This is a genomic window from Pseudoalteromonas sp. C2R02 (genome assembly GCF_018860845.1).
GTDB lineage: Bacteria > Pseudomonadota > Gammaproteobacteria > Enterobacterales > Alteromonadaceae > Pseudoalteromonas.
In genome coordinates this window covers 46,211-69,578 of the sequence record NZ_JAHKQC010000018.1, presented here as the reverse complement: position 1 = coordinate 69,578, position 23,368 = coordinate 46,211, and the positions used below count along the sequence as shown (strand labels likewise).

Genomic DNA, 23,368 nt, shown 5'->3' with positions numbered 1-23,368 from the left:
CCTATGCGGCCTTGCGGCTTGCTAAAGTGTCTTGTAATTGCTTGATGGTGTTTTGGTCTGACTTGTAAGATGCAATCAATGCATCTGTATCAGTTTGAATTTTTTCGTTATTGGTTATGATTTGTTGTTTTTCTTCAGTTAACTTGGTGATATTTGCCTTTGCTTTTGTTAAACGCTCATTCACTTGGCTCAACTTTGCTTTGGCTGTGACTGGCTGGCCTGCTTTATCTTGTTTGGCATTCATGCGAGTGGCTTTTTCTATCTTTTTCAAAATAGATTTATCAAACTTTTCTTGCTGTGAAGTAACCTTTTTAGCAATTTCTTTTACTAAATCTTTTAACTTTGAATGCTCACGAACTGGCGTTACTTTGCTATTGATAAGCACTTGATAAATATCACCCGTTTCATTAATACGCATTTCACAGGTTTGACCGCCCATAAAAACAAAGACCGCTTTTTTGCTCATTAGGCCATTGCGTTTTGTTTTACGGTTTGTTGCAGCTAAATCAATTACTTCTAACTTATTTGTTTTAAAATGCTTAACAACATCTTTTAAACCAGATTCATTGACGTTATCAAAGTCAATAACCTCTTGTTTTTTGCTATTTTTTGCAGTGAGCATTGCACTTTCCTTTTAGAGTTTTCGCGGGGATCACAACTTCTTTTACAAGCCTTGTGTGCATTGGGAATATTTTGTGGAACGGATTTAACGTATTGCCGATTGTGATTACTTGTATTGACAATACCCAACTCTCATCACCACTTTGCGCAACTTCATCAGCTGGAAATAACAAGAACTCACTGTGTACTGATTGGTTTTTATACCTTTCTTTTGATAGCAAGCCTAAAGAGCGAGGATTGCACTCTATAACAGTCGTAGGCGCTGCTTTATCAACTAACCTACCCGATACAAGGCTAAATGGAATTTGCTGTGTATTAGCTAAGTAAGAGAATGACACTTTTAAAAATTGACCTTGTGAACCAACAAGATCGACTTGTGCATCTGTGAGTTTTACTTTGGCTTTTCTATGAAAGAAGCGCTCTAGCGATAAAAAGGTTAATATTACAAAAACACTTACCATCATTGATAATGTGTCACTCGTTAGGTTTATTAAATCTGTCATTTTTTAACTCCGCCAGTGCCTAGCACTGAATGAAATTTCTTTTTAAAAGTCCACAACACTTCAGCACCGTTAAAGCCTGAAACCGATACACAAAATAAAGTTAGCCAAATTCCCGCCTTACCTTCTAGGCAAAGAAAAAAAGCGCCAAAACCAGCCAGTAAAGCCGTTAATATGTCTAATAAAAAATGACCGTAATTAACTTTTTTACCTAACTCTAATTTACGTTGTAAAAATGTAGCGCAACCGCCTATCACTGATAAAAGTGCAACAAGTAGCGCTTGTATTACTAAATCTTCCACTGTGCAATTCTTCCAGTTTGAAAATACCTCTAATAATACATGGTTTTTTATAATCAGCTAACTTTGTTAGTATGTTGAAATGGTGGTTTTATGATTGAATTAAGAGGTGTTGATAATGCTTGTGGGAATTTAGGTGGCAATAAAAAAGCGCTCTAGGCGCTATTAGATGGAAAACATAGTTTTATACAATTTTTAATTGCGTGATAAGTCACTACAAAGCAAAACATAATTAAAGCTTTCCAATATGGCACTTTATATTGAATCATCAATTTAAAGAAAATGGCATGAGCAAATTTATCACCTATCGACAATAAATAGTCATGCATTACAGCCGCTTCTACACCAATACCAAAAGGCGAATGAAACCAGCGTAAAAACCAAGGTATTGAAAAGCCATCAGTCACAAAATTAAACGGCACTAGGCCGTATCTGGTATTTAATGATTGAGATAATTCAAAGCGACCACCAGCAATGAAGCGACCATTTAACTTTTTAGACTTCATAAGCGTCAAATTCAATTAAATCAAAGTTCAAATTGAAAGGTGCGCCAATTTCATCAAGCCCCATGTTTAATCGCTCTTGCGTAATGCGATAGTTGCCATCACTTTCAAACTTACCTTTTATTGTCACGACACCGTTTATAATATCTGCTGGAATGCGCTTGTCATTAACGGGATTGTACGTGCCATCTTCAAGACGAATAACCTGCTCAATTATCACCATCATTCTTGAGTCTTGCAATCCAACATTAGCTGTTAATACAAAAGGTGTTTTTGTCGGAATCCACCAAATATCGCCAACTTTTTCAGATTTTTCCGCAACAACAGACACATCTGTTAATGCAATTTTAGGTTTTTCTATTACTGCTACAAGTTTTAATTCATAACCTTTCAGTGGTGCGTCATTATCAATTAAATCATGAATCGTATTATCAAATCCCTGAGCCGTAATTGCGGCTAATTGTTGTTGGTAAATTTGCTCAGGCGTTAAATCTACAAGTTCTTCAGTTTCAGTTGTCATATATACCTCTATTTTTTGTATGTGATTGCATCCCAACTCACACCATAATTTGCTTTCATTGGTTTAGAGCATAAAAGTTGTATTCTTAGATTTTTACACGAAACTGGAGTGTCACTTAACTTTGTCCCTCCGCCAACTGTAGTGGTACTAGAGTTAAGCGCCTCAATTGATTCGTAAGTGATACCATCCATGATAAACCGCACGCCTCTATCGCCAGAACCAGAATCAAAACGTATATCCGCATTTATATATCGCACTAAAATATTTTCAGCTGATATATTTAATATATCTGTATACGTTGCAAAAGTTTGTCCGCCTTGCCTTGTGCTTGGTTGTCGATATCTACCTGATACTGACAGTGGCTTACTACCTGAAAAATAATTGTTTAACTCTGACATAATTAACCTACCGCCCTTGTCATCATAAATTTAGAACCGTCATAACACGCAAACTCAACTTGCCCTTTACCTGTAAGCGTATGAGTAGAGGCATTTGCACCATCAGGTGTATACATGGTTTTACCTGTAATTGTCGCTTTGCCGCTTGAATCTCTTATATTATCTATTAAAATTTTATCGCCTTTGGTTGGAGTGCCAGTGATAGTAATCGTGCCATTACCCGAACCCCAACGCATAACGCGATGTTCAATGGCATCACCTAATGAAATAGTGATATTGCCTGTACTATAATATGTGGCTATAGACTTTTTAATGACTTGCTTAACAGTGAGATTAGCGACTTTTGAAGCGTTAGCGGCTGTTGCTGTTTTACCTAAGTAGCGCGCAGATAAAAGTTGATTTTGCTCATAAACAAAACCACTCGTCCACAAATTAGAACCTAACGCACATTTAGCAACACCGTTATGACACCATACAAATTGATGACTCCCCGCTTTTGCTTGACCATCACCAACAGAGTTATTGCTATATGCAGCACCATAAAGATTGCCATAATTAGCCCCGTTAGCAGCATTTCTATAACTTGTTCCCATTGACCAAATATGTTGTGTTTTACTGCTGTTGTATGTACCAAAAACACCTTGATTTCTATTTGCATCGGGAACGATTAGTGCGGCTGTTAAATTGTCATTAGCATCACTGCGTAAAAACTGTGAGCTATCAAGATTATCTAACTTTTGACTATCTGCGGCTTTAGCTGTTTTAGCTAATTTATTATCTTGTAGGTTTTTTACAGCTTTAGAACTGGCACTAACGCTATTACTCGTTGATGCTAAAGAATCAGAGATAGAACGCCATGTATTTGTATCAGTAAATTTGGCGTTTAATGGTACAGGGGTTTTTACATCTGCTGATTTAGCAAAGTAGCCAAGTGGTTGACCATCTAAATTATTCGCGTTATCACTTGTAATAGGCCACTCTTCTGAAAAGTTTGTTGAATCTACTTGCAACCTTAGATTTGAACCACTCCAACCGATATAAATTTCATTAGTGCCTTGCCCTGCACCGCCGCCTTGATGAACTGGCTTATAACCCAATCTTGCAGGAATGTCCTTATAATAATCAGGTAACTGATTGCCTAATCTATCTGAATTTACTGCTGTACTTCCTGAATCTAATTTAGTATTTGCTATATTGTAAGCTAAGACTGCCTTGTCATAAGCAAGCTTAACTGCTTTTGGTGTAGCCGCTAAAACCTCACTTGTTGAATTGATTGCATTACTGAGCTTAACTGCGCCATATTGCGTCAAACTGGATAATATAAATGACCATTTAGAATCAGCCGTTGCTTGTGCTGTGTCTATTTCTGACTGTTTGGATTTGGCGAGATAATCTGTATCGTGATTGTGATCGCCAAAACTGACTTTAGCGCTATTTCTACGTGACAAATCAATCATACCAGCTGTTAAAGTGGTCGTGTTATCAGGTACGTTAAAGTCAGCTAAAATAACATGTTCACTTGTAACCATCGCTGAAGAGATGACTTTTACATCATAAGTAGTCTCTGTGTATTTGTCGTATACAACCTCAATGACTAAAGTTGAGTTTCCTATAGGTACAGTTAATGTTTGCTGGCCTTTTGCTTGCACTGACAATAAGTAACTACCAGATTCAACCATTGCTGTTGATTCTTGATTTACAGCACCAACATTGATAGTCATCAAATTATTTAATGACACATCAAAGCCAAGATAAACACCTTTTTTCAATACGTTTTTTAGTATTTTATTAATGGCGGAGCTTAAAAAGTAGGTTTTATGCTCGACACTGATATTTATATATTCAAAAGTCATTTTTCACCTATTGATTCAGAATATTGTCGATATAAGACGATATAGTTAAGTCATCTATACTTGTTAAGTTGATTTCCAAACCTGCAAGAATGGCAATTAAAGTATCTCCTGCTTTGTCATAGATACCAACTACTGAGAATGGTTGTGTTGTATCAATAGGAATTGTGGAAACTGGCATGACACAGGAAACAGATGTACGACCATTCGCATAAGTAATTACTGGATCGCCAGTGTGGAATATATTTGGAATAACGGTTGTGTCAGATGGTATATTGTCTACTATCGGATTACCTTCACCATCGACTGTTAAGAATCCGTGACCCATACGGAATTTACCAAATTGAAAATGAGTCACACTAGCTGGCAAAGCTGATTCAGCGCGTAATTGATAGTAACTATCTAACAGAATCGCTTTGTATAATTGAGAGGCCATAATCACGTTTATTTGTTGGTTTTTAAATATACTAACAAATAAACGTAAATATCATAATTAAACAGTGTAAGTTTCTCCATATATTTCTAGTTTTGTATCAGTCGGAAAAACATCACAAGGTAATTCATCCATTTTAAAATATTGATATTTAATCACGTTGTTTGTAAAAGCGTTATATTTTCTATTTATAGACCTCTTTGCGCTATACAAATGACTGTCATCTATAGCTGGAAAAGTACGTCTTACATTTCTAACAGACATTAAGTGTAAGTCTGGTTGTTCTAAAAGCTCATAAAGTAAAAATATTTCTTCGCCATCATAAACAATGTGAACTGGTCTTATTGCATCCACTTTATCGCGCAGAATAAGTGAAAACTCACTCAAACTGTAACCTTGAGCTAAAATATCATGCGCGTTTAATCTAATTTTACCCCTAGACGTTAAGAAATATTCTTCTTTGTTTAAACCTTCTTGTACGATCTGATTATGTGTAATTAAGCTTGTGCCATAGGGATACGTTAACAGGTCGCCATTGGCGTAAAGCGCCTCCCATTCTATTTTCAAACCTGAAAACTCTCTTAAAAACATATCTTTGACTGGCTTTAGTGTTTCTTTGTGGTTTATATCGTCACGCTTAACAAGCAGTGCCAGCGCTTTGTCTTTACCTGCTAAATCACCTGACACTTTAAAAAAATCACCTAACTCTTTTTCTACGATATTAATATCTACATCATCAGCGGTAAAAAGAGACTGCATACCTTTCATTCTATTGATTAAAGGCTCAGCCAGAGTATCAATTGTACTTTGCATTGCAATTGAGAGTTGCGACCAACCATCTGATTGCTGTTTAATTTTACTCAGACGTTTTATTATCCAATTATCAGACATTTTCTCTACTCACATTTATAGTTGATGTTGCTGTGTCGATATAGCGATAATCAGCTAAGTTTCTAGCACCACTAAGCAAGGTCACTTGCAAATCAAAATCTGTAAATAACTCGGTTTGATCTATAAATACCCACAAGTCTTTAGACTTAATTTCTATTACCTTTCCTTCTGAGTCGGTTCTATTTTCTGCGTTCTTACCATATTCATTATCTATTAAATTGATAATACTGGCCTTTGAATCTGCGATAGAACCTATTGGCTCTATTAATGCGTTTAACGTAATAGGTATTGAAACAAAATTAACTGGCACAAATTGAATTTCTAAATTAAATAAATCAATTGTGCTGAACAAAGCCGTTATTTGCTCTTCAATTTGCTCATTAGTAAATACATCGCTAAATGCACAAATGAATATTTTATTGGTATTTAAAACTGAAGCGCCTGATTCTTTTTCCTGTTCTTGTTCACCCCAAACACTCAACCAATCCAATTGAGGTATTTTAGTAAGTATAAAAGTGCGGTAATCATTACCCCACACAACTTCCTCATTGTAGCTTGCAGCGTATAACGCACCTTGCCTTACATCTTCTATAGATTCTTGCGGTAAACCGCCTACAATCGCGGTTGAAGTGGTAGCCGTTAATTGTACGAATGCATTATTAACAAAAGACAACTTTTGACCTTCAATTAATTCAGTTTCACCATCTGTTAACCATAAATCTAAATGCACAGTTGAATTTGCTGGTGGACGTTTACCGACAACGCCATTACCAAAACGGACACCTAACTTTTCTTGTGAAGTGTAAAACTCCATGTAAATTTTAGCTTTAGAATCACCGCCCCGAAATAAAAATGATTGTTTCCACTGGCTTGATCCTTCATTTGTTTCAACGTGAACATCAACTAAATTCACTTTTGATGAATCTTCTTTACTTAACACGACTTCTAAATGGTTTTCTTCAACACTAACAACGGTAGACAGCCTTTTCTTTTTTAATTGTTTGATAGCTATTAGTTTAGTTTCTGATGATGCAATGTTAACACCTTCAACCACGACATAAGTTAAACCAGCTTGCGATTCTAATTCTGTATTAGCAGGAATAAACACCGTTGAACCTGTAGGATTATTTACACTTAAAGTACCTGTAGATGGCGTTATTTTAGCGCGTACATAACCCTTATTTTCAGCAGCAGCTAGAATACTTGGCGCTCTTACTGCTTGTGATAAATGCACTTCATTTAAATCTCTTTGCATCACAGAGATACAACGATAAATCACTTGAGACATAAAGTTAATTAAACCAACTGAAAATTGAGAGCCAAACAATCTAGCCCACCAGCTTTGTTCCTTTAGGTTATCTTCAAATATTTGTTTTACATCATTACTATTCATTTTTAGATCCTAGTTATTAAAGTGATACTGGCTGGTGAACAATGCCGTAAGGCGTAAGAATTGAAACTTTAAGCTTATCTATTGAGATACTTTTAAATCTCACACCTGAAATAATGGCGCTTGGTACATCTTCTGGTAATTTAGTCACAATATGCGACTCTAAAGCGACTTCTAATATCGAACCTTGCGGCTGGTGGCGATAATTAGCAAACAAATTACCCCAGCTCGGCATACCGTGAATTTCACCTTCTGGCGTTGCTATCCATTCGGCTATATCATTTCTGATCGCTTCAGAATCTTTGTGTGCAATAACACCATCAGCCTCTACATCTAAGTTGTAATCTATTTCATTCATTATTCTAAATCCAAACTGATCATTTTCAGGTGTGTATCGTCAAAGGTCGAAGGGACGTTAGGACGTACCGCGCTAGGGTTTTTGTCTTGTGCCGTTACTTTTTTAGTTAAATTATTTATTGCTTTAATAAGTTTTGTATCAGATGTGTCTTTATTAGATACCGCGTTTTTACTTGTAGAAGTGTTTTTATTAACTTGTTGCTTACTGCTTTGATTCTGCTTTACTTTCATCGCATCAATTGACTGAACTGGTGATGCCGCTGGTTGTGATATTGCAGAAATAGGCGCTTGAGTGCTGGCAATGTTACTTTCAATGGCATTTGTTGTAGATGATGCTTTTTCTGTTTGCTTAATTTCTACAAGTTCAGCATTATTCGCAGTTATAGCATTGTGTTTTTCAGATAAAGATTGAGTCTCTTTTGTTTTATCTGTGTTTTGACTTGCTGCAATATCTTCAGGCGAGTCTAGTTGCGAGGCCACCATTTCACCGACAACCGTACCACCTTCAGCGCCAAACCATGCACCTAAAGCGCCACCTATCAAACCACCGATAGCAGTGCCAACCAAAGGCACTACTGAGCCAATAGCAGCCCCCGCAGCCGCACCGCCCATTGCGCCAGCCAATGCACCGCCACCTGTCGCACCAGTAATTGTATTTTTTTGCGTATCAGTTAATGAATCGTCACTTTTTAATTCTTGATGCTTGCTATAACCAGCCAAAACAGCCGTTAAAGGCGCAGCAACCTTACTCACAACCTTCAGTGCGCCAGAACCCGCACTGCTAACTAAAGAGGCCGCTTTTGCGCCTGCACCACTGACCTTTGCAGCAACATTACCACCTGCATTTGCAACTTTAGCAAATCTTGGCGATTTAGATTTTAACTTATCAATTGTTTTACTGAAGCGACCTTGCTTTTTAGCGCCTTTTTTCCCTTTGCCGCCTTTTGAATCACCGCCACCAGCACCTAACAGATCATCAATGATACTACCGCCACCAGCACCACCCGAATTAGCTTTGGTTTCATCTAAAATATCGGACAGTACATCTGATTGGCCTTGTATTTCAGCGAGTATTTGATCTTCTACATTACCTGTATTTTGAGTATTGCCTTTGACAGCTGATTTAGATTGTTTTTCAACTTGTTTATTTGCACTGATAGATTCAGTTTTATTATCTGAAACTTGGTTGTTATTAGTTGAGCTGTTAACAGTCGAACTATCACTTTTAAAATATGATGATATTTTCTCTTTGGCCTGATCTATAAATGATGTTTTTTTATCTTTAGCTTCATCATTAGACGCACCATTAAAAGGCGTAAGCTTGGTTTTTACATCGCTATACTTATCTTTTACAGACTGAACTCTTGATGATACTGAAGCAAAGGCTTTTTCTTTAATGCTTTGAATACTAAACTTACTGCTATCTTGGTTAGTTTCTTTTTTGACATTTTCATTTGTTTCAGTATTTAATTGCTCGTTATTTACTTCGCTGTTTTTATCTTTTGTGAAAAACGATTTTAATTTATCGCTTACACTCATATTGCTATTATTTGTACCGCTAAATTTTGTAGACTCTAAAATACCGCGCAGTGATGCCGTGTGATCTTTAGATTCAGTTAAAAGCTGTTCATTAACGCTCTTAATATCAACTGAGACTGTATTTAAATCATTAGATACATTTGTTTTTAATGGCTCGCTGTTAATCGTGTTGATTTCTGTGTAACGCGCGTTAGACGATTTGTTATCTTCAGTATTACTTACATTAGTTGAAACGCCTTTAATCGCTTCAGCGCTTGAACTGGCTTGTGTGTCAGTTGATTTAATTTCATTAGCACCACTGCTAGTGCCAGTGGCAACATCTTTACTATTAGTTACCTGAGATTCTTCAGATTCAATTTTTTTATCGCTATCGCTTTGTGAGTTTTTAGTTAAAACTTCAACTGTTTTTTCTTTTAAGTCTACAGTTTCAGAGTATAAACCTTTAGCCTCTTGCGCTATATCGTAAACAGAACCAAAAACAGACTTACCAATTAAGCTTTCACCATCGTCTGATTTTGCGCTATCAATAATTGAATCTTTGATTTTTACTAATAAAGATTTATTTTCTAAGTCGGCTATTTTGTCTTTATCTTCACTGTCAGGCTTATTTAATTTTTCAAACTCTTTAATTTGTGCTTTAGATGCAAAAGATCCGTTTTCATTGCGATAGCGACCATCATCGCCTTTTACGATACTTTCTATGGTACTCGAATTGTCAGTTTTAGAGCTTGCTATGCTCTTACTGTTTACAGCTTCAGAAATGCTTGTTTGCTTTGTTTCCTTAACGCTATTACTTGCTACTGATTCATTAGCGCTTTGTTTAATTACTTGAGATTTATCTTTATTGTTTGTTGTACTTGTACTGACAGCATTTTCAGTAATTGTACTTATTTTCTTTTCTACAGCATTAACTTTGCTATCTGAAACGCTTTTGCTTTGAGATTGAGCAATAACATTTACAGTTTCTTCATTGCTTCTTGATATTTCATTGCTTGCTTGTGACTTTTCAATCTTACTGATTAATTTTGATGCTTCAGCGCTGATACTTTCTGTTTTTTGAATACTGTTTTTAGCGACTGCTGATTGTTCAGTCGCAACAATCGTTTTAGATGGTTTCACACTATCTAGATTTTGAACTGGTATTGATGGTTTATGTATTGCCGCACTTTCAACATCAAGAGCCTTTCTACTGAGTGATTTTTCAATTGATGCTAAAACACCTAACTCTTTAGTAGATGTTTTTTCAATTGCGGTGATCACATCAGCGAGTTCAACTGAATTATTAACAGTAACATCGCTCACAACTGGCTTAACTGCTTCAATTGAAGTTGCATTGATAGGTTTAGCTTCAGTCACTTCAGATGTTTCAAGCTCTTTTGTCATTTTTTAACCTTGTGCTTTTCTGTTAATTCAGTATTTAAAATGAGTGCTATTTGCTGCTTACACTGCAAAATTGCATCTACTGGCTGACCGCCCCAAATCGTGAGGTTTTTAACTATGGTCAACCAATCTTTTTCAGTTAACTTTTGGCAAGTAGTCGTTGCCCCGAAAATGCAGGCGTAATCGTGTTGGTTCGACCTCTCCTGCCTCCTTCTCTTTGTTAGCGCAATCAATTGGAGGTGTTAACAGCGTCACCTCGCCTAATTCGCTTACAATTGAATTGAGGCCGTGAGGATTTAAAGTGTTGTACTCATTTACTTTTTCAGTCAGCACTTTAAATTCAGCTAATGATAATGTTGATTTCATTTTTACAGCGTTTTCAATACGACTTTCAAAAGTGGAGTTGTCAGCTCCTTTGAATTCAATTTGCAGCAATACGCGCATAACTTTTATATCAGCTAAAATACCTTTCTCTTGCTCTTCAGTTAAATCTAACCGCATCATTTCAAGGTGCTGTTCAGCCCACCCATAAAAAGGCGTAACTTTATATACAATAGAATCTGTTAAACGTGTTTCTTGTGTCTGGTTTAAATTGCCTTGGCTAAATTCTTCTAACAAATCCCCCCAATCACACTCAACATGATGAGTTTCACCGCATTGGCACTTGTATGATGTGGAGAAGAAAGGTTCTTCATTGGTGTTATAGAAAACCCATAATAAAGCTGCAATGCGATCTTGTGCAGTCCAAGTAGCAGATGAAGTGTTTTTATCATTTATATCAAATGAAATATTGAGTTTATCTAAATAACCAGTGGCTATTTCACATTCCATATCAGCAACTAAATCAGCGTAATCAATCGCCATTTGAATATTTGGAGAACTAAACTCTATGTGTTTTTTATCATTACTTGGTAATGTAAATTGTGGGATCATAATTTAACCTAGTGAATAATATTGTTGGAACGTGACTGGATATGAAACATACGTTCCAAGATCATCAACGCTTTCAGTGCGATCACCGCGACTTGCTGCATACACTTTCCATGTATGCCTTAGTTTTTCAGTGTCGTTTTTTAAAATGCTATAAACTTCAATGTTAAATAAGTAATTAACAGGTAAGTTTTTTGTGCCATTAGGATTTATTATTTTTGCGGCTTGTGCATCAAACCACGTAGCAAACTCTTCTAATTCGTTATCTCTGATAGTGACACCTAAAATCACTGGTGCGGCACTTACTGGCTCAGTGTACGTACCACCGCCTATCACTTTTGCTTCACCTTCTATTTCAACTGCGCCATAAGTTATGTCTTTGGCAAATAGGTCAAAATCAATTGTAGAATCAGGCACAACCACCCTAAACGCCCACTGTTGCTGATAAGTCTGCGCTTTATGCTTTTGATAGCCGCGCTTTCTACGGCCTAATGTCGCATCAGCCATTAATAAAAACTCGTCATTGGAATAGGCGGTGCAGCTGCAATCATTTTTGCCTCAAGCTCTTTTTTTTCTTGCAATAGCTCTTGATGGATTTGCACAGTCGGATCGAGTATTTCACTTTGCGCTGATATTGCGCTTTTTAGTTCATTGTTTGGAATGCGGATCAAGATTTCTAAGTAATCTTGTAAGTTAGTGATTATTTCTGGTGGCAATTGATATGTATCAAAATCAACATCACAGATATTTGCAAAGTACGTTAATGTCGCTGGTGGCTTGTAGTGCTTAGTTATATCTACTTTCAACACATTATTGCTAGGGAAAATAGAAAAACAATTGCCATCAACGCCCGATAATTTTGCACCTTTTAAAAAATCATTGGGTAATGCAGTTGTAAGCTTTGTTTCTAAATCTATTTTTATTTCAACTTGTTTTATTACCGCTACTTTCGTTTGATAAAACATTAATGCACTTTTTAGAATGACATTAATCGTATCTGCATTATCAAATAACAAAATAGGAAACTTGGACAAGGCCATTTCTTTAACTTGATTTGGTGTCATATCAACCTCAAAAGCAGTGAGCAATTAAAATAAGACTTCCTTGTCTTAGGGAGTAGGGAATTTAAGCTTTCACATCATCTTCATTAAGCCAGCCACAACGTACTGTGATACTAGGTTTAACTGTTGTTGTTGTATCTTCAGTTGAAGCATCAATAGCATCAGAGGTTAATAAACAGTATTCCATTTCACGGATTAATGCAGATGGTGGAATGCCATCTGCTGATTCTGGCATTGCCTCCATTGTTATTGTGACTTCTTTGCCGTTCACAATGACATCACGCAACATTTCCATCACTTTACCTTCGATATTTTCTACCGCAGTAATTGTAATTTCTGGTGAATTATCTAGTGCGCCATAGCTCGGCATAGATACGCCCATAAAACCATTATCATCTACAATTTCACGCTTTGTTGCAGGCCACTGTGACGTTCTAAAGTGCGCTGATAAATCAGGGAATTCAGCAATTGTTAATTTAAACTCATAACCTTTAAGCGTTTGACCGATTGAGCGATTTTTTAACATCGCTTTTTTCAAAAAACTAGGTTTACCTGTACTATCTGCCATTTTGTACCTCTATCTAATTTGACTTCTATTAACTACGCCTTTTGCTTGTAAGCTAAGCGTCACTGTATTTCTCGTAAAAAAACGATCTGGTGTTTTTGGTGCATCTTCTTCATGGCCTACTGTTTCAATCACAATGTTTTGATAGATACGCTGACGACCGATATTTAATGTCACAACTTGCGGTGTTCTACCGCCTATCATGTTTGAATTGAGTTCAGGACTTGCCATTTTCTTTAACTCTTTAATAGCAAGGTCTACCTCTCTATTTGCATCAGCATAAGCTTTCAAATACAAAGTAAAGTTATGTGAAATAGGAGAGTTACCAGACCATACTTGTTGTGAGTTCCAAGTAGATACACTGGTTAAACCGCCATCCTGTTCATCTTGAGAAATGGACTGAATAGCGCCACCAGCTTTACTAAAACTTGCACCAGCTGAATCTTCAGCGAAAGGACTATCCCATGCAGCAGTTAACTCAGTAGCAGAACCCTCGCCTATATAACCGACAACGGTTACAGAGCGACCATCTACTTCTTGAGTTATAAACACTTTATAAGCATCACTTACTTCAGCATCAGCCCCTACACCGAAAGATTCCACGTTACTTCATGCCTCTTGAAGTTCGCAGGCGTAGAGACTTTTTACGAGCTTGTTTAGCACCAGATGAATGCGCCTTTTTACGCGCTTTTTTCAGTGCGTTTCTTTGAGCAGAGCTAATACGTCTTTTCTTTAAAGGCTTTTTAATTAACTTCACTTTGCCATTGCGAATAACCTTAGCAGTAGCCGCTAACATCATTTCATCAGCTGACATAAACTTAGAAATTAACGCATCTTGATCGTTACTGGCTTCTTCTGACAGTTTGAATTTAAACTCTTCAGCTGCATCGTCATCTTCATTAGCTATAAAGTCTGATACCGCTTTAGGATCAGCACCTAACACAACCAATGAATCAGCCATAAAGCCTAAAATGTCATTGAAGAATGATTTTTCATCATCATCAACTTCACCAGATTCATCAAGATCCGCAATACCAATTGCTAACGCTTCAAAACCTTCATAACTGTTAACGTCATCGTCTTTTAAAAACTCAAGCGTTGCAGCCATTGCTTGTGCGCGAAAGCCTTTAACGGCAAAGTCATCAACTGAGCTAATGTCATCACCACCAGCTGAAGCAAGCATAAGGTCTTTAGGCTCTTCAGGTGCGGCCTTTGCAGGATCAGCAACAGCGACACCAATGCAACTAGCTAACATACTCACTCGGCTAAAATTACTTTTTTTCATTTATATTCCTTATGCAGCCTTGGTGTAGACTGCAATAAATTTGTTACTACTTAGTTTGCTTAACCAACGAGAATTGGTTCACCAATCGTTATGCGATTTGTGCCAGTAATTGATAAGAACCAACGACAAGACCATGTATCAAAGGACGCTTTTTTAACTTCATAAGTAAATTCAGCATCGCCATTAGCAGGATCAGATGGTTTAACTAATGCGCCTGAAGCAACAAAATCATCACCAATTTTTTGCAGTAGCTTTTTAAGGCCGCGCTCAGTTGTGCCATCTGGTTTATGACGTAAATCATCAGAACCTTGGTAGAAACGCTTGCTAATTTCATCAGCAACAGCGCCTACATGCTGCAATTGTAAGTTGTCATTTCTTGACCACATGGTTAATGAGTCATCAATGAATAAGTTACCGCCTTTAGCACTGAATTTATTTAAACGAGCAGTTACCATCGCGTTATAATCAGGTACACCGACACCATCCATTAAGCGTGTATTTGCTCTTGGTAATGTTGCAAGGTCAACACCAGCAGGACTGTAGTGAACACCAATTGTGCCACCTGTAGTAATGTTGCGGCCTTTTGCCTTTGCAGCAAAAACAGCACCAGACACGCCCCAAATAGCTTCACCACCGTAATATGGATCTTCAGCGATAACAGGAAAATGATGCATACTTACGTGGTAATTATTGATACCTAAGCTGGTGGCTTCAGTGAGTGCCGCTGCATAAGTGAGCAATGGTGATACATCAGCAAAACAATCAATAAGACGTTCGTTACTGTACTGTGCTAATTTTTGAAGATATGTTGCTTCATATAAACCCATAGCCACATAAGCAGTCAGGTAATGGGTTGAATTATGAAGTAAATCAAGCGCTTTAATCATATCCGCAGCAGTAATAGCACCGCCATCGTTTGCTTTTGTGAACTCGGCTTTATCTAACACTTCGACTTCAGAGAATATTGCAGCAGGATCAACTTTAACGCTTAATACTTCATGCTTATTAATCGGTGTTTCAATGTAAATAGGCTGACCAAGATCGTCTACTGCATCAAAAGATAAGTTTACAGTCCAATCTTTAATTAATTGATCAATACCTGTTGTCGGATTATCTTCAAATAGTTCTATTAATATATCTTTAGAACCATCAGAGCTTGGCGTAACTGATAACTTGCGAGTACGCGCTGAATCACCATCAATAATATTGAAAGTAGCCCAAGAACCAGCAGGCGTAGCAACAGTGTTGCCATAGGTTGTTTCAGTGCCAGTAAAAAATGGAGTAGATCCACCAGATTTATGAGCATGAATAATCGGATAAGCGGCATCAGCTGCAACAGCACGAACAACAAAACCATTAGACGCTGAAACTGACTCACCTAGCTGGCGTAAACAATCTGCTTTTGTACCTGCACTTGGATGGTATGGCTTACCTAAAGTTGCTTTCCAGTTATCTTGATTCACTGGTAAAACTTTAAAAGGCGCGCCTTTTGGTGATACAACAACAGCACCAAAAGCATTAGTAGCACCTAAACTTGTGGCAGATAATGTTGCATCAGAATTAATTGCTGAAATAACAGTTTGCGCTACGAGAGACAATGAAGAATTAATTTTCATTATTTAACGTCCTTATTTTTTTGAGTGTTTTTTTTAGCCGCTGATTTAGATGCTTTTTCAGCTTCTTCTTTAGCTAGACGCTCTTTTTCAGCTTCTTCTTTAGCTAGACGCTCTTTTTCAGCTTCTTCTTTAGCTAGACGCTCTTTTTCAGCTTCTTCTTTAGCTAGACGCTCTTTTTCAGCTTCTTCTTTAGCTAGACGCTCTTTTTCAGCTTCTTCTTTAGCTAAACGCTCGGCTTCTTCTTTAGCTAGACGCTCGGCTTCTTTTTCGGCTTCAGCTTCAAGATCAACTAAATTAAAAACAGTGTTTATTTGTGCAGCGTCAAAATGCGCTTTTATAAAGTCAGCTTTCTTTTGAGTTGCATTAAGTGGCTGACCTTCTTTTGGCTGTTCGCCAAACTTTAACAGTTGAAAATCACCAACTTTCATTGCTGAACCTGAGCGATTCACAACAAGAAAGTTAAGCTTTTCACTTTGTTTATTTTCTTCTTTCATCAAATTCTCCAATAAAAGCCTTTTTCAAGGCTTTTAGATTAGGTTTATCGTGTAACTAGATTTAAATGCCAATGGTTAAACTGGCGCTGTATCTACGATTGTTGATTTGATGAAGTAAGCTTCACCATTATCAGGATGAAGCTCACCATATTCTGAACCCCAAAGCGTATTACGCTTAATAAGGTCTGTTTGTGTTTCATGGTTATGCATGATCACAGGGATAGCAGTACCAGCAATATAACCAGCATCGCCATGATTTTGACCTTTACCACACCAAAGAATTTGATCTGTAGTTAAATCAGGCAGTGCAAACGGCACTTCATAAATGCGAATGCCACCACGTAACGTACCTAAGAAATTAAGTTGCGGAGATTGCACGTAGCTTGGATTTGGAGTGAATAAGTTACTAGGTAGTGCTTGAATGAAAGTTGAAGCGTTCGATCCAGCGTAACCAACTTTAATACCAGACTTTTTATTAGCAGCAAGCATTGCTTTTGAAACGCCTGAAACATATTCACCGAATTGTTCATACACTTCTTTAAAGTAAGCGTTAGGTGCTGTGTATTTATTAAATGCTTCATTTGCTGCGCTTGCGTAGAATGTCATATCTAACAATCTGCGCGTATCAGTTTCATACGATACTAAGTTAGTCATAGTGCTAACTAACATTGCTAAAGAGTCAACACCATGTTCACGTTGCATTTTATGCATTGCTTGAATACTTAACTCTGATCCCATAGCAACTTCAAACGGGCGAACTTCAACAGATGACATTTTATGTTGAATTTTAGGAATTAATTCAGCTGCGTTTTCAATGTCAATTTCAAAAATAACATGTAATTTAACACCATCAGCAAGCGTTTCTGCACCTGTATTAACAGTGAATACACCTGTATCGTGATCAACCGAACACGTAAATGTAACATTCGTTCCACCAACATCTGCTATACCAATAAATTGTCCACCAATTTCTTTTGCTACAGGCTTTCTGTTTACAAGAATTTTAGATGTATCAAGTTTTATTTTATGCGCTTTTTTAGATGGTAAATCTGTTACAGAAGTAAAGGTAAAGTCTTTTTTCGTGCCATCTGGTTGTTGTGCTGCAACAAACTCATAACGCTGACGCTGTTGTGAGAATTGCTTTACTGTGCCTTCCGCAATAACTTCACCTTTAGTTAGCTCACCTGAAGTTGTACCAGCAATGGTATGGACACGAAAGATTTCAGCTACATCTTTACCCGCAGGGATAAGTGTTACGGCATCATTTGTTGCACAACGTAAAAATACAGGCAATACCATAGCGATAACACGCGCGCGTTCTAATATACCATCTGTTTTAGATGTACTAACCGCAGATGCTAACATCATGCCTGCTTGAGTTGCAGTTGGAGCAGATGTATCAGCCTTTAAAATGTTTTCTACTACTTGATGAGCAGAGGCGAACATTTCTTCACTTGGAGACTGACCAAATACGGCTTCATAATCTTGAACTGATTGCGCCCAAATAGGTGCGATTAATACAGCTTCTTCAGGTGTAATGTGATTACTTGCTGAAACACCTGAACTCGCCAGCATTAATGCACCGCCAGTTAATGCCGCAGCAACACCCTTTACACGTTGAGCTGGATCTTGAATGAATTGAGAATCTTTATCGAATTGCGGAGTAACAACCGCTTTAGCCATCGCGCCAGCGCGAACGGCTATATCTACCACTCGCTTTTGAAATTTTTCAGGGTTTTTAGTCATTTTATACCATTCCGTTAATTTGTTAGTAGTAATCGAAAGGCAATAAAAAGCCTCTTCTCAGTTAGTTTAATCTTGAGAGTAATTTAACCAAAATAAAAAACGCATATAAAACAGGTGTTTATATAATACAATTATAATTAAAAAGCACTTTAAACCCATACCAATCAAGCCTTGTAGCTTATTTTTGTTTTTATTTTCTTATTTTTGTTAGTATTTGTATTTACTGGTAGAATCAAAGCAATATGATACAAACCATTGTTTAATACATAACAAAACGAGCATTTATAAATGGAAAAGAAATATATAGGCACAGGTGAATTTAAACGATTAGTTGCAACGGGTGGTATAGATGAAGTTGTGGCAAGAAAAATAGATAACAAACATTTTGTTTTGTTTGGTGTAAGCCAAAATAAAGATCATGTTTTTATGATCAGAAAAGCAAGAACTGGTGAACCTAAAACATGGGTAAGACTAGATTACTTAGAAAATTTTGTTGTGAAAACAAAAGCAAAATCATTTAACGTAATTGGACTTAACTAAAAGTACGTGTAACGAATGTTACACGTATTATTTGCAAGTTTATTATTTAGCAAAACTAGGCGTTAACGCTCTTTCACAGAACCACCAGCTTGCGGCTGTAGTCGTAGTGAAAAACACTGAGATAACCATATAACGTATTAACTCTTTTAACTCACTATTCGTAAATACAGTCGATAGCGCATTACCCTCTGTTAAACCGCTCATAATAGATGAAAACATATAAGCAGATAAAAAGATTAATAAGGTTGTTAGGAATGGCCTATAAATCACCTTGATGCTATTAGCCCAAGGCGAGGCATTTTTAGATAGATTGGCATCTTCTTTTAAAGAGTTAAATAATGACAAGGCTTTTTCTTTTTGTGAATCAGCCTCTATGTTGATCATCAACAACTCTTTTTCATTAGCCCATCGCTTAACTTCAAACTCTTGGCGTTGTTTCTCTTGATAATACTTAGTAACCACACCAACAGCGCCACCAATTGCACCAGTAACAACACCGCCAATACCAGTAGCACCAAGACCAACATCAAATAAACTTGTTAACCATTCCATTAATCACCTTTGCTAAATTGTCATTATATCAACTTGGTTTTGGTAAGAGCTGAACTCTGCTAATAGCTGTTCAGCTTTATCACTCTCACCATTATCTAATGCAGCTTGCCACTGCTGACGCTTTTCTTCTGCTTTACGCTGATAAAACGCCAGCGTTTCTGATTCTAAACTCACTATTAAGCAGCCTCTTTGTTGTAAATTAATCTATTAGCATTATTGATATATTCTTCAGGCTCACCCGCGCCAGCTTCAGAATTATGATGATCTTTCCAATACTGTGCGCGTCCTTCTAAAGTTTTTGGAATAGACGCAGTAATTTTTAAATACTTTAAACGCCAAAAAATAGCAGATGTTAACGGATTAAAATCTAAGTCTCTTAACTTTACTTTTTTAATATCAATGCGGTATTTGTTTAAAACTTTTAAATAGTCTTTTTCTCGCACTCTTGCGACTACATCATCAAAGCCAATTTCATCAAACTGGAATAATCCAGCACCTTGACCGTAAACACTGCTATCTGGATAAGTGCCTAACAAAGTTTCTTGTGCAACAACCTCTTTACCAGCAATCGAGGCATTGTTATTGCCGCCATTGCCAAGTGTGTTACATACATCATCAAGGATCATATCCAAGTGCGCTTCACTGACTAGGCCGTAGCCTAAGCTTTCATCTGTATTCATCTTTACCTCTATAATAGATAAACGGTTTATTTGTTAGTATTAAACTATGCGAAAAGAACCACCAGCCACGCCATTTACGGCAACTTTAGCACCGTTAGTTATCGCATCTGCAAGCGCTGTAGATAAAGCATCTATAACCTTGCTGCTTTGGCAATATTCATTGCCTAATTTAAATCCTTCTGCAATATACACTGACTCTATACCTGATTTAATATCACCAGCTGTCACATATAAAATAGGAAAAGTACCGCTACTGTCAGTAGGCACGTTCACCTTTGCTTTGCTGGTAACAACATCTGCAACGGCTTTTGCAACGGCTTTAGGTTGTGTTCCTGCTTTAGAATGCGCGCCTGTGAATGTAAAACTAGACATGTAGCCCTTGATTTTACTCTCTATAGAAGATTGTGTAACGCCTGTTACACCATAAGAGCCACCAGCATGAGAGTTAACAATTACTAAACCATCACTTTGCAAAACCTCAACAGCGCCCTTTGCTGCTGCTTCTATAAATTCTTTTGATTTATTGTGTGGATTATTAAAATCAAACCCACTAATATTTGACATTGCTTGTGCCGCTACTGCACTTGATGATAAAGCCATTACATACCAGCCGTAACAGTGCTTGAACAATGAGAGTGAGGCGCGCCAGTATAAGCGCAAGTAGAATCCTTAGTCACAACACCTGAACCACCATTCAATTCTATTTTTTCAGCTGTAATAGAAGCATTACCCGTGACATTTATATTAACTTTGCCGCTTACGTTTAATGACCAATCTTTATCAGCATTAATCGTTTTATGTTTTCTGTATACTTCAGTTGATAGGTCTTTTAACTCTTTATTATGCACACCTGTTATCGTTGTATTTGAAGTACCGCCAACTTCTATTAATTGATTACCTAAAAACTTTTCGTTTACATTGCCAGTGCCACTTTTAAAAGTATTCCCTTCAGTGTGGTGTACTGCATCACCATCAGCTGTAAATTCAAAGTTAGTGCCTGATTCTTTATGTGTTAGTCGATAACTACCATCTTCAGAAATTTCGATTAATACACCAAAGCGACTATACACAACGGTTTTATGATACTGCGCTGGTGGCACTTGTGGCTCATCATCAAGCCTTATGTGTTCATGCTTGCTTTCACCTTCAAAAGCTTCATGTGGCATGTTAGGAATGTTATCAGGCGCATAATGGCATGAACCCGTAATTCGAGGGCAACGACTATCACCACCAATAAAATCAACCCATACCAGATCTTCTACTGAACAAGGTTCAAATCCACCTTGATTGATACTTGCACCAATTGGTAATTTATATTCAGCCCAAGGCAGGTCGCTATCTGATAAAGCATCCCAAAAATTAAGTAATCTTATTTGAACACGCATTAACTGATCAGGATCATCAACTGAGACAACAACAGCGCGATATTCACCGAGCAACAAACCTTTTGGCTGTACTACATCATTAATATTGTTCATAAAGTGACACCTCCACTTCACACAAATAATTTAAACCTATTTGAAAATGCGTTGTTCTAGTGACAGTGGCAATATCAGGTAAGCTTTCATCAATTACATTTTCTGTTTGCGCTCTATGGAATATCAATTCAAGTTTTTTAGATGGCAAAATATTTAAATCACCAAAAGTTGAAAAGTTCATCACAGGCAAAAAGCTAAAAGGTAAGTTTTTTAATTGTGCTTGTGTGCGGCTAGGTGTAAATACAGGCGCACCTTGCGCGCTTTCATCAGATATTAAGCCTTGTGTCATAGACCAAGAGAAATGCGCTTTACCGAGTTTTCTAGCGTAGAGTTTAGATACATCAAAAGGTGATATGTCTGTCATTTGCTTTTCAGCTGAAGGATTTTTGTATTCTAAAGTAATAGTCGGACTGGTTTCATCAATTGCTTTCATCTTTTTCATGTAAACAATGCCGCGATTCATATAAATACATGCGCCTAAATCTTTAGCTATTTTACGTAATAACTTAGAAGGGGAATTGCCTGTATTTAAATGATAAGTAAATACACCCGCAAAACTATCTATCTCATAGCCACCAGCTTCAGGTAATAAAACTTGCACTATGTCACTGATAGATTTATCAACAAAGAATATCGGTTGCTGCGCTGGCTTTTTGGCTATTGCTACATGCTTTTGAATACAGTTTATTTCTATGGCGTTATCTTTGGTCGCTGGTGTCATCATAACTTCAAATGACTCTGTGAAAGATTCATTAACTAAATCATCAAACTCAACTTCTAAAATAGATCCCGCTTTCACACCGCCATCATCCCGAATATAAGCAGCTTCATCATTGAAGTGCAAAATAAGCATTGCACCATCTAGGTTTATTGTTTCTATATAAGCGCAATCTATCATTAAAGCCATTTCTAACGGCTCACCATCACATGTAATACGCTTAACTAAGGTTTGACTCATAATATCAACTCATGCGGTAATAGTTCAGCTTTCATATCAACACTTTGAATGCAATATGCTGTTTTAACATCTGTTATCACTCTAATTTCAATTTCCTTTGCGAGTAGTCGCTGCTCTTTTAAAGGTAAAGAGGCATCACTTAGCATTTCAGATCCGATTGAATCTATTTCAACTTTTAATTCAACATCAATATTCATGATCTGCGTTTTAGCTGTAAAAGAGCTTGAAATAGGAAAGCATTCTAATAAGTTACTTTTTATTTTTTCGTTGGCATCTTTAAACATCAATACTTGTCTAAAGTAAGTGCGAACTAAGAGCATTAAGTTATCTAACGTGTACTTATCCCATGCACAAATCATCACACGATAAGAAAAGGCCGCTTTATCATCAAATATTGTTACTTCAAATTGCTTATCTTCAGACTCATAGTATTCACTTTCAAAAGGTGTAAAGCTGCTTAAATCAGCTACATCAACAGTATCAGCGCGAGAGTAATAAACCGCTGGCAATGTAGCATCAAAACCTTTTTCTTTAGATAACTTAGCTAGGCGCTGTTTAAACTTTAATGGCGTACCTTCATCATCAAATCTAAAGATTTTACCTTGTGGATTATCACTTAAAAACTTAACCGTATCTTTGTTTTGCTTTCTATCGCCATCACTAACAATTGAACCGACAAAAGCATTAGCAAGCCACTTACCAAAAGCACTATCAACATCAAGCAAACAGGTTGTTTCTCTTGTTCCGTTTTTTATTTCCACTATAACGCCTTTGTAGTTACG

General features: G+C 37.0%; 29 protein-coding genes. 1 reads left to right on the top strand and 28 read right to left on the bottom strand.

Going from position 1 to position 23,368, the window contains the following annotated elements; translation table 11 throughout:
* Position 1: 1 nt before the first annotated feature.
* The 21 genes from KO527_RS05490 to KO527_RS05390 form a co-directional block, all read right to left on the bottom strand.
* Entirely contained in the window at positions 2 to 622 is a 621-nt protein-coding gene (locus KO527_RS05490; protein WP_216039356.1) for a hypothetical protein, read from the bottom strand.
* Positions 603 to 1,124, bottom strand: coding sequence for a hypothetical protein (locus KO527_RS05485; RefSeq protein WP_216039355.1), 522 nt, complete (start codon positions 1,122 to 1,124; stop codon positions 603 to 605). Before KO527_RS05485 ends, KO527_RS05490 begins: the two co-directional genes overlap by 20 nt.
* Positions 1,121 to 1,423: a phage holin family protein gene (locus KO527_RS05480; protein WP_216039354.1), complete on the bottom strand. Its 303-nt coding sequence runs from the start codon at positions 1,421 to 1,423 to the stop codon at positions 1,121 to 1,123. The genes KO527_RS05485 and KO527_RS05480 overlap by 4 nt, the downstream gene beginning before the upstream one ends.
* 152 nt (positions 1,424 to 1,575) lie before the next feature.
* Entirely contained in the window at positions 1,576 to 1,926 is a 351-nt protein-coding gene (locus KO527_RS05475; RefSeq protein WP_216039353.1) for a DUF1353 domain-containing protein, read from the bottom strand.
* On the bottom strand, positions 1,916 to 2,443 hold the full coding sequence (locus KO527_RS05470) for a hypothetical protein (RefSeq protein WP_216039352.1): 528 nt from the start codon (positions 2,441 to 2,443) through the stop codon (positions 1,916 to 1,918). The genes KO527_RS05475 and KO527_RS05470 overlap by 11 nt, the downstream gene beginning before the upstream one ends.
* An 8-nt stretch (positions 2,444 to 2,451) precedes the next feature.
* Positions 2,452 to 2,841 (bottom strand): hypothetical protein, encoded by a 390-nt coding sequence (locus tag KO527_RS05465; protein WP_216039351.1) that lies wholly within the window; start codon positions 2,839 to 2,841, stop codon positions 2,452 to 2,454.
* A gap of 2 nt (positions 2,842 to 2,843) precedes the next feature.
* Positions 2,844 to 4,694, bottom strand: coding sequence for a phage tail protein (locus tag KO527_RS05460; protein ID WP_216039350.1), 1,851 nt, complete (start codon positions 4,692 to 4,694; stop codon positions 2,844 to 2,846).
* A 7-nt stretch (positions 4,695 to 4,701) separates the two neighbouring features.
* Positions 4,702 to 5,019 carry a hypothetical protein gene (locus KO527_RS05455; protein WP_216039349.1) on the bottom strand — a complete coding sequence of 106 codons (318 nt, stop codon included), beginning with the start codon at positions 5,017 to 5,019 and terminating at the stop codon, positions 4,702 to 4,704.
* Between the two features lie 165 nt (positions 5,020 to 5,184).
* The gene (locus KO527_RS05450) at positions 5,185 to 6,015 is read right to left on the bottom strand and encodes a hypothetical protein (RefSeq protein ID WP_216039348.1); all 831 of its coding nucleotides are present in this window, start codon (positions 6,013 to 6,015) and stop codon (positions 5,185 to 5,187) included.
* On the bottom strand, positions 6,008 to 7,408 hold the full coding sequence (locus tag KO527_RS05445) for a hypothetical protein (RefSeq protein WP_216039347.1): 1,401 nt from the start codon (positions 7,406 to 7,408) through the stop codon (positions 6,008 to 6,010). The genes KO527_RS05450 and KO527_RS05445 overlap by 8 nt, the downstream gene beginning before the upstream one ends.
* A gap of 16 nt (positions 7,409 to 7,424) precedes the next feature.
* Entirely contained in the window at positions 7,425 to 7,763 is a 339-nt protein-coding gene (locus KO527_RS05440) for a hypothetical protein (RefSeq protein WP_216039346.1), read from the bottom strand.
* Entirely contained in the window at positions 7,763 to 10,684 is a 2,922-nt protein-coding gene (locus KO527_RS05435; protein ID WP_216039345.1) for a hypothetical protein, read from the bottom strand. The genes KO527_RS05440 and KO527_RS05435 overlap by 1 nt, the downstream gene beginning before the upstream one ends.
* A 132-nt stretch (positions 10,685 to 10,816) precedes the next feature.
* Positions 10,817 to 11,614 carry a hypothetical protein gene (locus tag KO527_RS05430; protein WP_216039344.1) on the bottom strand — a complete coding sequence of 266 codons (798 nt, stop codon included), beginning with the start codon at positions 11,612 to 11,614 and terminating at the stop codon, positions 10,817 to 10,819.
* Between the two features lie 3 nt (positions 11,615 to 11,617).
* Positions 11,618 to 12,118, bottom strand: coding sequence for a hypothetical protein (locus tag KO527_RS05425; RefSeq protein ID WP_216039343.1), 501 nt, complete (start codon positions 12,116 to 12,118; stop codon positions 11,618 to 11,620).
* Complete coding sequence (locus KO527_RS05420; protein WP_216039342.1) at positions 12,118 to 12,699, bottom strand: hypothetical protein; 582 nt, start codon at positions 12,697 to 12,699, stop codon at positions 12,118 to 12,120. The genes KO527_RS05425 and KO527_RS05420 overlap by 1 nt, the downstream gene beginning before the upstream one ends.
* Positions 12,700 to 12,736: 37 nt before the next feature.
* Positions 12,737 to 13,240: a hypothetical protein gene (locus KO527_RS05415; protein WP_216039341.1), complete on the bottom strand. Its 504-nt coding sequence runs from the start codon at positions 13,238 to 13,240 to the stop codon at positions 12,737 to 12,739.
* 9 nt (positions 13,241 to 13,249) lie between these two features.
* Positions 13,250 to 13,840 (bottom strand): hypothetical protein, encoded by a 591-nt coding sequence (locus KO527_RS05410; RefSeq protein ID WP_216039340.1) that lies wholly within the window; start codon positions 13,838 to 13,840, stop codon positions 13,250 to 13,252.
* Between the two features lies 1 nt (position 13,841).
* A complete protein-coding gene (locus tag KO527_RS05405; protein WP_216039339.1) occupies positions 13,842 to 14,522 on the bottom strand; it encodes a hypothetical protein in 681 nt (226 codons plus the stop codon).
* A gap of 59 nt (positions 14,523 to 14,581) precedes the next feature.
* Entirely contained in the window at positions 14,582 to 16,138 is a 1,557-nt protein-coding gene (locus KO527_RS05400) for a hypothetical protein (protein ID WP_216039338.1), read from the bottom strand.
* Complete coding sequence (locus tag KO527_RS05395) at positions 16,138 to 16,632, bottom strand: hypothetical protein (protein ID WP_216039337.1); 495 nt, start codon at positions 16,630 to 16,632, stop codon at positions 16,138 to 16,140. Before KO527_RS05395 ends, KO527_RS05400 begins: the two co-directional genes overlap by 1 nt.
* 75 nt (positions 16,633 to 16,707) lie before the next feature.
* The gene (locus tag KO527_RS05390) at positions 16,708 to 18,378 is read right to left on the bottom strand and encodes a hypothetical protein (protein WP_216039336.1); all 1,671 of its coding nucleotides are present in this window, start codon (positions 18,376 to 18,378) and stop codon (positions 16,708 to 16,710) included.
* A gap of 288 nt (positions 18,379 to 18,666) precedes the next feature.
* On the opposite strand from KO527_RS05390, the gene KO527_RS05385 reads away from it, so the two are divergent.
* The gene (locus KO527_RS05385) at positions 18,667 to 18,918 is read left to right on the top strand and encodes a hypothetical protein (RefSeq protein WP_216039335.1); all 252 of its coding nucleotides are present in this window, start codon (positions 18,667 to 18,669) and stop codon (positions 18,916 to 18,918) included.
* A 42-nt stretch (positions 18,919 to 18,960) separates the two neighbouring features.
* Here KO527_RS05385 and KO527_RS05380 read toward each other — a convergent pair whose 3' ends face one another.
* Genes KO527_RS05380 through KO527_RS05350 form a run of 7 tightly spaced genes read right to left on the bottom strand, consistent with a single transcriptional unit; the run spans position 18,961 to position 23,347 of the window.
* Positions 18,961 to 19,470 carry a hypothetical protein gene (locus KO527_RS05380; protein ID WP_216039334.1) on the bottom strand — a complete coding sequence of 170 codons (510 nt, stop codon included), beginning with the start codon at positions 19,468 to 19,470 and terminating at the stop codon, positions 18,961 to 18,963.
* Between the two features lie 12 nt (positions 19,471 to 19,482).
* A complete protein-coding gene (locus KO527_RS05375; protein WP_216039333.1) occupies positions 19,483 to 19,644 on the bottom strand; it encodes a hypothetical protein in 162 nt (53 codons plus the stop codon).
* 2 nt (positions 19,645 to 19,646) lie between these two features.
* On the bottom strand, positions 19,647 to 20,150 hold the full coding sequence (locus tag KO527_RS05370) for a hypothetical protein (RefSeq protein ID WP_216039332.1): 504 nt from the start codon (positions 20,148 to 20,150) through the stop codon (positions 19,647 to 19,649).
* Positions 20,151 to 20,189: 39 nt separating this feature from the next.
* Positions 20,190 to 20,750 carry a hypothetical protein gene (locus KO527_RS05365; RefSeq protein WP_216039331.1) on the bottom strand — a complete coding sequence of 187 codons (561 nt, stop codon included), beginning with the start codon at positions 20,748 to 20,750 and terminating at the stop codon, positions 20,190 to 20,192.
* Entirely contained in the window at positions 20,750 to 21,628 is an 879-nt protein-coding gene (locus KO527_RS05360) for a phage baseplate assembly protein V (RefSeq protein WP_216039330.1), read from the bottom strand. Before KO527_RS05360 ends, KO527_RS05365 begins: the two co-directional genes overlap by 1 nt.
* Positions 21,615 to 22,586, bottom strand: a complete 972-nt coding sequence (locus tag KO527_RS05355; RefSeq protein WP_216039329.1) for a hypothetical protein — start codon at positions 22,584 to 22,586, stop codon at positions 21,615 to 21,617. The genes KO527_RS05360 and KO527_RS05355 overlap by 14 nt, the downstream gene beginning before the upstream one ends.
* Positions 22,583 to 23,347, bottom strand: coding sequence for a hypothetical protein (locus KO527_RS05350; RefSeq protein ID WP_216039328.1), 765 nt, complete (start codon positions 23,345 to 23,347; stop codon positions 22,583 to 22,585). Before KO527_RS05350 ends, KO527_RS05355 begins: the two co-directional genes overlap by 4 nt.
* Positions 23,348 to 23,368 lie beyond the last annotated feature (21 nt).

Coding starts and splice junctions, on each gene's coding strand:
- KO527_RS05365 (WP_216039331.1), bottom strand. CDS start 20,750: ATGGCTTTATCATCAAGTGCAGTAGCGGCACAAGCAATGTCAAATATT.
- KO527_RS05475 (WP_216039353.1), bottom strand. CDS start 1,926: ATGAAGTCTAAAAAGTTAAATGGTCGCTTCATTGCTGGTGGTCGCTTT.
- KO527_RS05395 (WP_216039337.1), bottom strand. CDS start 16,632: ATGAAAGAAGAAAATAAACAAAGTGAAAAGCTTAACTTTCTTGTTGTG.
- KO527_RS05400 (WP_216039338.1), bottom strand. CDS start 16,138: ATGAAAATTAATTCTTCATTGTCTCTCGTAGCGCAAACTGTTATTTCA.
- KO527_RS05440 (WP_216039346.1), bottom strand. CDS start 7,763: ATGAATGAAATAGATTACAACTTAGATGTAGAGGCTGATGGTGTTATT.
- KO527_RS05425 (WP_216039343.1), bottom strand. CDS start 12,118: ATGGCTGATGCGACATTAGGCCGTAGAAAGCGCGGCTATCAAAAGCAT.
- KO527_RS05455 (WP_216039349.1), bottom strand. CDS start 5,019: ATGGGTCACGGATTCTTAACAGTCGATGGTGAAGGTAATCCGATAGTA.
- KO527_RS05430 (WP_216039344.1), bottom strand. CDS start 11,614: ATGATCCCACAATTTACATTACCAAGTAATGATAAAAAACACATAGAG.
- KO527_RS05450 (WP_216039348.1), bottom strand. CDS start 6,015: ATGTCTGATAATTGGATAATAAAACGTCTGAGTAAAATTAAACAGCAA.
- KO527_RS05385 (WP_216039335.1), top strand. CDS start 18,667: ATGGAAAAGAAATATATAGGCACAGGTGAATTTAAACGATTAGTTGCA.
- KO527_RS05370 (WP_216039332.1), bottom strand. CDS start 20,150: ATGAATACAGATGAAAGCTTAGGCTACGGCCTAGTCAGTGAAGCGCAC.
- KO527_RS05355 (WP_216039329.1), bottom strand. CDS start 22,586: ATGAGTCAAACCTTAGTTAAGCGTATTACATGTGATGGTGAGCCGTTA.
- KO527_RS05415 (WP_216039341.1), bottom strand. CDS start 13,240: ATGGCAGATAGTACAGGTAAACCTAGTTTTTTGAAAAAAGCGATGTTA.
- KO527_RS05485 (WP_216039355.1), bottom strand. CDS start 1,124: ATGACAGATTTAATAAACCTAACGAGTGACACATTATCAATGATGGTA.
- KO527_RS05490 (WP_216039356.1), bottom strand. CDS start 622: ATGCTCACTGCAAAAAATAGCAAAAAACAAGAGGTTATTGACTTTGAT.
- KO527_RS05390 (WP_216039336.1), bottom strand. CDS start 18,378: ATGACTAAAAACCCTGAAAAATTTCAAAAGCGAGTGGTAGATATAGCC.
- KO527_RS05405 (WP_216039339.1), bottom strand. CDS start 14,522: ATGAAAAAAAGTAATTTTAGCCGAGTGAGTATGTTAGCTAGTTGCATT.
- KO527_RS05360 (WP_216039330.1), bottom strand. CDS start 21,628: ATGAACAATATTAATGATGTAGTACAGCCAAAAGGTTTGTTGCTCGGT.
- KO527_RS05470 (WP_216039352.1), bottom strand. CDS start 2,443: ATGACAACTGAAACTGAAGAACTTGTAGATTTAACGCCTGAGCAAATT.
- KO527_RS05460 (WP_216039350.1), bottom strand. CDS start 4,694: ATGACTTTTGAATATATAAATATCAGTGTCGAGCATAAAACCTACTTT.
- KO527_RS05465 (WP_216039351.1), bottom strand. CDS start 2,841: ATGTCAGAGTTAAACAATTATTTTTCAGGTAGTAAGCCACTGTCAGTA.
- KO527_RS05380 (WP_216039334.1), bottom strand. CDS start 19,470: ATGGAATGGTTAACAAGTTTATTTGATGTTGGTCTTGGTGCTACTGGT.
- KO527_RS05445 (WP_216039347.1), bottom strand. CDS start 7,408: ATGAATAGTAATGATGTAAAACAAATATTTGAAGATAACCTAAAGGAA.
- KO527_RS05435 (WP_216039345.1), bottom strand. CDS start 10,684: ATGACAAAAGAGCTTGAAACATCTGAAGTGACTGAAGCTAAACCTATC.